General features: G+C 71.3%; 8 protein-coding genes and 1 pseudogene. 5 read left to right on the top strand and 4 right to left on the bottom strand.

Features of this window, described 5'->3' with window-relative positions; all coding sequences use genetic code 11:
* On the bottom strand, window positions 1–590 hold a 590-nt coding region (locus tag AC0665_RS31135), incomplete at its 3' end, for a maltotransferase domain-containing protein (RefSeq protein ID WP_478706271.1).
* A 74-nt stretch (window positions 591–664) separates the two neighbouring features.
* The gene (locus tag AC0665_RS31130; protein WP_468413715.1) at window positions 665–1,033 is read right to left on the bottom strand and encodes a DUF5133 domain-containing protein; all 369 of its coding nucleotides are present in this window, start codon (window positions 1,031–1,033) and stop codon (window positions 665–667) included.
* Window positions 1,034–1,394: 361 nt separating this feature from the next.
* Between AC0665_RS31130 and AC0665_RS31125 the strand changes: the two genes are divergently transcribed.
* Entirely contained in the window at window positions 1,395–1,907 is a 513-nt protein-coding gene (locus AC0665_RS31125; RefSeq protein WP_468413717.1) for a pep a2, read from the top strand.
* Window positions 1,904–4,060 carry a glycogen debranching protein GlgX gene (gene glgX / locus AC0665_RS31120; RefSeq protein WP_478706270.1) on the top strand — a complete coding sequence of 719 codons (2,157 nt, stop codon included), beginning with the start codon at window positions 1,904–1,906 and terminating at the stop codon, window positions 4,058–4,060. Before AC0665_RS31125 ends, glgX begins: the two co-directional genes overlap by 4 nt.
* 6 nt (window positions 4,061–4,066) lie before the next feature.
* On the opposite strand, the gene AC0665_RS31115 is transcribed toward glgX, so the two are convergent.
* A complete protein-coding gene (locus AC0665_RS31115) occupies window positions 4,067–4,870 on the bottom strand; it encodes a VOC family protein (RefSeq protein ID WP_468413721.1) in 804 nt (267 codons plus the stop codon).
* A 247-nt stretch (window positions 4,871–5,117) separates the two neighbouring features.
* Between AC0665_RS31115 and AC0665_RS31110 the strand changes: the two genes are divergently transcribed.
* On the top strand, window positions 5,118–5,438 hold the full coding sequence (locus tag AC0665_RS31110; protein ID WP_468413723.1) for an ANTAR domain-containing protein: 321 nt from the start codon (window positions 5,118–5,120) through the stop codon (window positions 5,436–5,438).
* A gap of 21 nt (window positions 5,439–5,459) precedes the next feature.
* On the opposite strand, the gene AC0665_RS31105 is transcribed toward AC0665_RS31110, so the two are convergent.
* A complete protein-coding gene (locus tag AC0665_RS31105; protein WP_366053332.1) occupies window positions 5,460–6,251 on the bottom strand; it encodes an RNA polymerase sigma factor SigF in 792 nt (263 codons plus the stop codon).
* A gap of 196 nt (window positions 6,252–6,447) precedes the next feature.
* On the opposite strand from AC0665_RS31105, the pseudogene AC0665_RS31100 reads away from it, so the two are divergent.
* Together AC0665_RS31100 and AC0665_RS31095 are read left to right on the top strand one after the other, a co-directional pair.
* A pseudogene (locus AC0665_RS31100) lies at window positions 6,448–6,971 on the top strand (MarR family winged helix-turn-helix transcriptional regulator).
* Between the two features lie 192 nt (window positions 6,972–7,163).
* On the top strand, window positions 7,164–7,685 hold the full coding sequence (locus AC0665_RS31095; protein ID WP_468413725.1) for a hypothetical protein: 522 nt from the start codon (window positions 7,164–7,166) through the stop codon (window positions 7,683–7,685).
* Window positions 7,686–7,708 lie beyond the last annotated feature (23 nt).

The following is a 7,708-nucleotide window of genomic DNA, read 5'->3' as shown; positions in this document are numbered from 1 at the left end:
CGCTCCCGCTCCACCAGCAGCGGCAACGGCTCGGACGTGGTGACCAGGTCCCGCAGCGGATACCGGGCCAGCACCCCGTCCACCTCCGGCGTCAGGGCGGCGGCGAACCGGGCCGCCGTGGGCAGCGAGTCGTCGCGCAGGCTCCTCGCCGCGGCGAGCAGCACGGCGCGGCCGGCTCCCTTCGGCACACCGGCCGCTGCCCGCTCGTACAGGTCCGCGCCTTCTTCCAGGACCAGACCCGGGTCGATGTCCGCCGGGATCTTTATGGCCGCCGCATGACGCCAGGTGGCCACCGGATCGCTCCAGGCCTCCACACGGTACGTCCAGTGGCCGACCGCGTCCGGGGTCACCTCGGCGCCCCAGCGGTCGCTGCCCGGGGCGAGCTCGCGCATCGGCGTCCACGGGCCGGGGCGGCCCTCGGGGTCCTTCAGGACGACATTGGCGGCCACCGCGTCGTGCCCCTCCCGGAACACGGTGGCGGTGACCTCGAACGTCTCACCCACGACCGCCTTCGCCGGCCGGTTGCCGCTCTCCACGGCCGGGCGGACGTCCCGTACCGGGATGCGGCCGATGGCCCGGGTCCTCCTCATGGTCCTCACCTCCACCGTGCTCGAAAGCCGGGCCGCCTGGCCCGGTTCAGGGACGAGATGTGCGTCGAAGGCCCTTACCTTCCCGCCGTGGATCTCCGGTCGGCGGCCGGGGGCCTTCGTTCCGTAGCCGGTGGTCTTCGTCGGACCGCCGTGGCCGGGCGAACCCGTTCGCCGGGTTCCGGCGGACAGGTGACGTGTTGTTCCTGGAGGCACATGATCTGCTGTTCCTCCAGGTAGGCGACCTGGTTCGTGCGCAGGTACCGCTCGGCCGCGTCCGCCGCCTCCCGGGCACAGCGCTTGCCCATCAGGACGCAGAGCGTGTAGCCGGAGTCCTCGAACGTGGTCCGCACCGTGCGGTCGTTCGGTGCCGCGAGCATCACGCGTTCCCAGGCCCGGTAACGCCGCAACTGCCGGGCGACTTCGGCTTTGGCGGGTAGCAGCATGGCGCCGATCACCTTTCGGGCTCGAGGGACACGGTCTCCCGACGGTCGGACGGCGGCCGCGCGCACAGCGACACGGATCCGTAACGGCGATCGAGTTCTTCACACATGGTGCACGTGCGACAACACAGCGTCTTGTTGGGACTTCAACCAGTTCGTCCCGCCCTGGCCCGTTCGGGCGAACGTGGCCGCTCACCTGCGGCCTCCACCGCCTCAGGCGTGCGCTCGTGTTGCACGAACGGGCTAGCACCCTCACGCTGAGGGTGACTCAGAAGCGATAGGCGCTCACGTTCCGTGTTCGGGGCTCGTCCCGCGGGAGTGCGGGAGCGAGAAGGAGCTGAGCTTCGCGGTGAGGAGCCGACCGATGAAGACCGCAGTGCCCTGCTACTACCACCTCGACGTGGAAGTCAGCCCGGAACGGGTGGGACAGGTCAGCCGCATTCTGGCCGCTCACCTGAAGTTCTGGGACCTGGACAACCTGGTCCAGCCCGTCTGCGGCGGTGCCGAGATGCTGCTCAAGGCCATCGACGAACACGCCACGGACAAGAACACCTCGATCGAGATGTGGTGGAACGGGCAGCACCTGATCACCGCCATCGGGGACCACGACCGCGCCCTGCGCCCGGACCAGGAACTGCGGGGCTGCCTGGAGCACCTCGCGGCGATGAGCGACGGCTGGGGCTGCTGCGCCACCGAGACCGGCAGCAAGGTCATCTGGTTCTCGCAGCGCGCCCGCGCCGGCGAACGCGTCCCGCTGGTGCCGACCGCGCCCGCCCCCCGCGAGAGCGAGGGCCTGGACGTGCCCCGCGAGGAGCGGATCGTGCAGCTGGCCGGACCGGTCGGCACCCCGGACGAGGTCCTGGAGGACGCCCGGTGACCCGCAGGCAGGAACGGAAAGGGGTGTCCGCCTGGGGCGGGCGCCCCTACCCGCTGGGTGCCGACTACGACGGGGAGGGCACCAACTTCGCGCTCTTCAGCGAGGTCGCCGAGCGCGTCGAGCTCGTCCTCGTCGACGACGACGGCACCCACACCCCGGTTCCGCTGAGCGAGGTTGACGGCTTCGTCTGGCACGGCTACGTGCCCGGCGTCGGCCCGGGCCAGCGCTACGGCTACCGCGTGCACGGGCCGTGGGCCCCCAGCGCCGGCCACCGCTGCAACCCGGCCAAGCTGCTGCTCGACCCGTACGCCCGCGCGGTGGACGGGCAGATCGACAACCACCCCTCGCTCTACGAGCGCGACCCCGACGGCCCCGACCCGGCCGACAGCGCGGGGCACACCATGCTCGGCGTGGTGACCGACCCGGCCTTCGACTGGGGCGACGACGCCCGGCCCGGACGGCCCTACGCCGACACGGTGATCTACGAGGCACACGTCAAGGGCATGACCCGGACCCACCCCGAGGTGCCCGAGGAACTCCGGGGCACCTACGCCGGGCTGGCCCACCCCGCGGTCGTCGAGCACCTGACCTCCCTGGGCGTCACGGCCGTGGAGCTGATGCCGGTCCACCAGTTCGTCCACGACGGGGTGCTGCACGACCGCGGCCTGGCCAACTACTGGGGCTACAACACCATCGGCTTCTTCGCGCCCCACAACGGCTACGCCGCCCACGGCACCCGCGGCGAGCAGGTCGCCGAGTTCAAGCAGATGGTGAAGACCCTGCACGCGGCCGGCCTCGAAGTGATCCTCGACGTGGTCTACAACCACACCGCCGAGGGCAACGAGAGGGGGCCCACCCTCTCCTTCCGCGGGATCGACAACTCCTCCTACTACCGCCTGGTCGACGGCGACTGGGAGCACTACTACGACACCACCGGCACCGGCAACAGCCTGCTGATGCGCCACCCCTACGTGCTCCAGTTGATCATGGACTCGCTGCGGTACTGGGTCACCGAGATGCACGTCGACGGCTTCCGCTTCGACCTGGCGGCCACCCTGGCCCGCCAGTTCCACGAGGTGGACCGGCTGTCGGCGTTCTTCGACCTCATCCAGCAGGACCCGGTGATCAGCCGCGTCAAGCTGATCGCCGAGCCGTGGGACGTCGGCGAGGGCGGCTACCAGGTCGGCAACTTCCCGCCGCTGTGGTCGGAGTGGAACGGCATGTACCGCGACGCGGTGCGCGATTTCTGGCGCGGGGAGGACCACACGCTCGGCGAGTTCGCCTCCCGGCTCACCGGCTCCTCCGACCTGTACCAGCACAGCCGGCGCCGCCCGCGTGCCAGCGTCAACTTCGTCACCGCGCACGACGGCTTCACCCTGCGCGACCTCGTCTCGTACAACGACAAGCACAACGAGGACAACGGCGAGGACAACCAGGACGGCGAGAGCACCAACCGGTCCTGGAACTGCGGAGCCGAGGGCGCGAGCCGCGACCCCGCGGTGCGGGAGCTGCGCACGCGTCAGCAGCGCAACTTCCTCGCCACCCTGCTGCTGTCCCAGGGCATCCCGATGCTCTCCCACGGCGACGAACTCGGACGCACCCAGGGCGGCAACAACAACGCCTACTGCCAGGACAACGAGATCTCCTGGATCGACTGGCGGCTCACCGAGGAGCAGCGCGACCTGCTGGAGTTCACCCGCTACGTCATCGGGCTGCGCACCGGCCACCCCGTGCTGCGCCGGCGACGCTTCTTCCGCGGCGAGACCCTCACCCGGGCCGACCAGCCGCTGCCCGACCTGGTGTGGCTGGCGCCGGACGCCCGCGAGATGACCGACGACGACTGGCAGCGCGGCGACGCGCACTCCGTCGGCGTCTTCCTCAACGGCGACGCCATCGCCGAGCCCGACCAGCGCGGCCGGAAAGTCGTCGACGACTCCTTCCTCGTGCTCTTCAACAGCCACTGGGAGCCGGTCGACTTCCGTCTGCCGGACGCCTCCTACGGCGAACGCTGGACGGCCCTCATCGACACGGCCGACCCGGAAGGCACCCCCGACGAGTCGGAGCACAAGGCGGCGACGCCCCTCACCGTCGGGGCCCGCAGCCTGATCCTGCTGTCGCGGCCGTCCCGGGCGACGCGGGCGAAGAAGGAGTGAGCCCGCTCAGCGGTCGCGGCGCGCGGTGACCGTGAACTGCGCGCCGTCGTGGTCCCGCAGCACCGCCTCGTCGCTGCCCTTGGACAGGACGCTGCCGCCGTGGAGCTCAGCCGCGCGGGCGCAGGCCTCGACGTCGTCGACGGAGAAGTGGACCTGCCAGTGCGGCCGGATCGTGGGGTCGGGGGCCGCCCCCAGGGCACCCGACTCGATCCGGGCGACCACGTCCCCACGGCTGCGCAGCACGACCTCGCCGCCCTCGTAGTGGACCTCGCAGCAGCCGGGGCGCTGGGAGGCCCAGTCGAGGACCTCGCCGTAGAAGATCGCCGCGTCGAAGGCGTCGCGGGTGTGGAGCGTGATGAAGGCCGGCTGTGCGTTGCGCCAGGTCTCCCAGTCGGTGAAGAGGTCGCCCTCCCAGATGCCGAAGGTCGCCCCGTCCCGGTCGGCCAGCAGCGCCGCCCGCCCCGGCGGCAGCGAGATCGGCCCGACCGCGACCGTGCCCATCCGTTCCTGCACCCGGGCCACCGCCTCGTCGGCGCTGCGCACCGCGAAGTACGGCGTCCACGCCACCGCCATCTGCCACATGGTCGCCACCCCGGCGATCCCGGCCACCGGCGAGCCGTCCGCCAGCGCGATCCGGAACCGGTCGCCCAGCTTGGCCGGCCGCCACTGCCAGCCCAGCACGGCACCGTAGAACTCCTCGGTCGCCTTCACGTCCCGGCTGGTCAGGCTCACCCAGCAGGGAGCACCGAACACGGAGTGTGATGAGACGACGTCCTTCGTGCCGGAGGGGGTGGGTGTGTCGTGGTTCATGGCAGTCGCGTCCTGATCTCGTCGGCCCGGCAGCCACCGGAGGAATTGACACCAGTGTCCAACCGGAACCGCTGTGGGCGCCTGCCGAGTACCCCGGCGGCGACGCCGAAACGGCATCCGGCCTGGTCCGCCCCGGTGGCACAGGGCGGCCCGAGTGACGACGATGGAGGGGTCGGACACTGCGTCAACGTACTCAAGCACCCGTGGGGGCCTCGGGGACCGCGGCGCACCGGACCCGGAGGTGACCATGTCCACGGACGGGGGCTCGGATCAACTCTTCGAGCTGCAGGAAGAGGTCCAGCAGCTGAAGGAGGCGGTCGTCTCCCACGCTGTCGTGGACCAGGCGATCGGGATGGTGGTGGTACTCGGCCGGTTCTCCCCCGACCAGGGCTGGGCCGTGCTGAAGGAAGTCTCCCAGCACACCAACATCAAGCTGCGCAACGTCGCCGAGCTGATCCTCGCCTGGGGACGCACCGGAGTGATGCCCGCCGAGATCCGGGCCGCCCTGGAGGACGCCCTCGACCGCGCGGGACCGACGCAGATCCCCGGCTCGCCGCCGGAGGCGTGATCACCCCCGGCGGCGGCCGCTTCACCGGGTTTCGGTCAGCAGCTCCTCACGCAGATGGGCGAAGCAGCTGCTGAGCAGCCGGGAGACGTGCATCTGTGAGATGCCGAGCTGCTCGGCTATGCGGCTCTGCGTCATGCCCTTGAAGAACCGCAGGTACAGAATGATCCGCTCGCGCTCCGGCAGCGCCTCCAGGCACGGCCTGACGGCGACCCGGTTGACGACGATGTCGAAGGCCGGGTCGGGCCCGCCGATCGCGTCCCCGAGCGCGTACCCGTCGGTCCCGGGCATCTCCGCCTCCAGCGAGAGCGCGGAGAAGCACTCCAGCGCCTCCATGCCGGTGCGCACCTCGCCCTCGGTGAGCTGGGCGTACTCGGCGATCTCGGCGACCGTGGGGGAGCGGCCCGGTGTCGTCTGCGACAGCTCCTTGGCGGCGTGCCGCACCCGGTTGCGCAGGTCCTGGACCCGGCGGGGCACATGCAGGGTCCACATGTGGTCGCGGAAGTGGCGCTTGATCTCGCCCGTGACCGTCGGCACGGCGTACGCCTCGAAGGCGTTGCCGCGCGCCGGGTCGTAGTGGTCGACGGCCTTCACCAGACCGAGAGCCGCCACCTGGTACAGATCCTCGAGCGCCTCACCGCGGCCCCGGAAGCGGACGGCGATCCGCTCGGCCATGGGGAGCCAGGCCTCGACGAGTTCGTCGCGCAGGGCCTTGCGCTCGGGTCCCTCGGGCAGCCGCACGAGACGGGCGAAGGCCGCGGCGGTGTCCGGAGCGTCGTCGTGGGGGTGCGTTCGGGTGCTGCCGGCGATACGCATGGTGCGCACCTCCCTGAGCAGGTGCTGAATGGACAGACACCGTGGGAGCGCCGACTCGGGCCTTGGGAGACACCGGGGGCCCGGCCTGCCGGCTCCCACGCACGTGCCTCCTGTCCGAAGCACTTCCCTGCCCCTTCCCGGGCAGGGACATATCGAAACAATTACGACAATACGGCAATAGAGGGCCTCGGGCGCCTTGAGGTCTTCGCCGCCGTTCCCGGCGCGGCTGATCCGGCGGCGTCTGCGGCAGCGGATGCCCGACCCGCCCCTGCGCGGCGCGGAGGTGGAACTGCTGCGCCTGGTCGTGGCGCGGCCCGGCGTCGGCGTCTCCGGCGCGGCCAGGGAGCTGGGCCTGGCGGCCGATTCGGTGTCCACCCTGGTCAACCAGCTCGCGGGGGCGAGCTACCTGATCCGCGAGACCGACCCGGCCGACCGGCGGGCCGCCCGGCTGCTGCCCACCCCCGCCGCCGGGACACGGCTGGACGAGTGGCGCCGCCACCGCGCCGAACTCGTACACCGCCGGCCGGCCCGCCTCGACGAGGCGGACCGGTCGGGACGCTGCACCCCGCCATCCCGGCCCTGCGCAGGCTGGCCGGCACCCTGCGCGGTCTGCTCCTCGGCACGCCCCACCGTCTGGCGACCGGCTTCACGGTGCTGTGCGTCGCCGCCGCGCTCGGCCTCACCGCGGCCTCGGCGCTGCTGGGCCGGCCGGCCCGTTGATCTTCACTCGTGGAAGTGATGTGCGGCACGCCCGGGCAAGCGCTTTCTCCGGCTCTTTCCGGATAACCGCTGGGCACGGCTTGATCACCGATCAAAAAGGATGAACTGCCTGGCCACAGCGCATTCTGCTCATTTGACAGTGCGCTGAGAGCACAGATAGGAAGCAGCTTCCAGAGGTCGAGAGGGTGCAGCGTGTACGAGCCGAACGTGGTCGGGGACTGGCGGGAGTACGACGAGCATGCCGGTCTGCGTGTCCGCGTCCACCGTCTGGAGCTGGCCGAGCCGCCCCGCGGCCGGGACGACGCCGCCGACGGACTGACCTACTTCTGCCTCCGCGTGACGGTCGAGAACCGGGGAAGCCGCCATCTCGGCGTCCACTTGGAGGACGGTCAGATCGATGTCCGGCTCGGCCCTGACGGGGAGAGCGCCTTCATCGACTGGCGCAACTCGCAGTTCATCGAGGGCTTCGACGTCTACCCGCTGCGCCGGGCCACCGCCGTGCTGTACGCGGCCGGGCCCGAGGCATCCCTGAGCCTGGTGGACGTCCAGGTGCAGTTGCGCGTCGAGGAGGAGTGGACCGAGCGCCGGCTGTGGGCGGGCGGCATCGGCGCCCAGGAGGGCCCTGCCGGGACTCAGCAGGGCGCGGTGCGGGACAGCCTGGCGCAGCAGGTGAGCGTCTTCCTGCGGGACCAGGCGGAGGAAGGCACCGCCTGATCCCGTGTCAGGGCGCCGCGGCG

The sequence above is a fragment of the Streptomyces sp. NPDC043685 genome (assembly GCF_056436585.1).
The sequence above is the reverse complement of the archived record's forward strand: the minus strand, read 5'-3'. Positions and strand labels throughout refer to the sequence as shown.

Bases quoted from the DNA above. Each gene is read 5' to 3' on its own strand.
- AC0665_RS31130 (WP_468413715.1), bottom strand. From the start codon at position 1,033: ATGCTGCTACCCGCCAAAGCCGAAGTCGCCCGGCAGTTGCGGCGTTAC.
- AC0665_RS31125 (WP_468413717.1), top strand. From the start codon at position 1,395: ATGAAGACCGCAGTGCCCTGCTACTACCACCTCGACGTGGAAGTCAGC.
- AC0665_RS31115 (WP_468413721.1), bottom strand. From the start codon at position 4,870: ATGAACCACGACACACCCACCCCCTCCGGCACGAAGGACGTCGTCTCA.
- AC0665_RS31110 (WP_468413723.1), top strand. From the start codon at position 5,118: ATGTCCACGGACGGGGGCTCGGATCAACTCTTCGAGCTGCAGGAAGAG.
- AC0665_RS31105 (WP_366053332.1), bottom strand. From the start codon at position 6,251: ATGCGTATCGCCGGCAGCACCCGAACGCACCCCCACGACGACGCTCCG.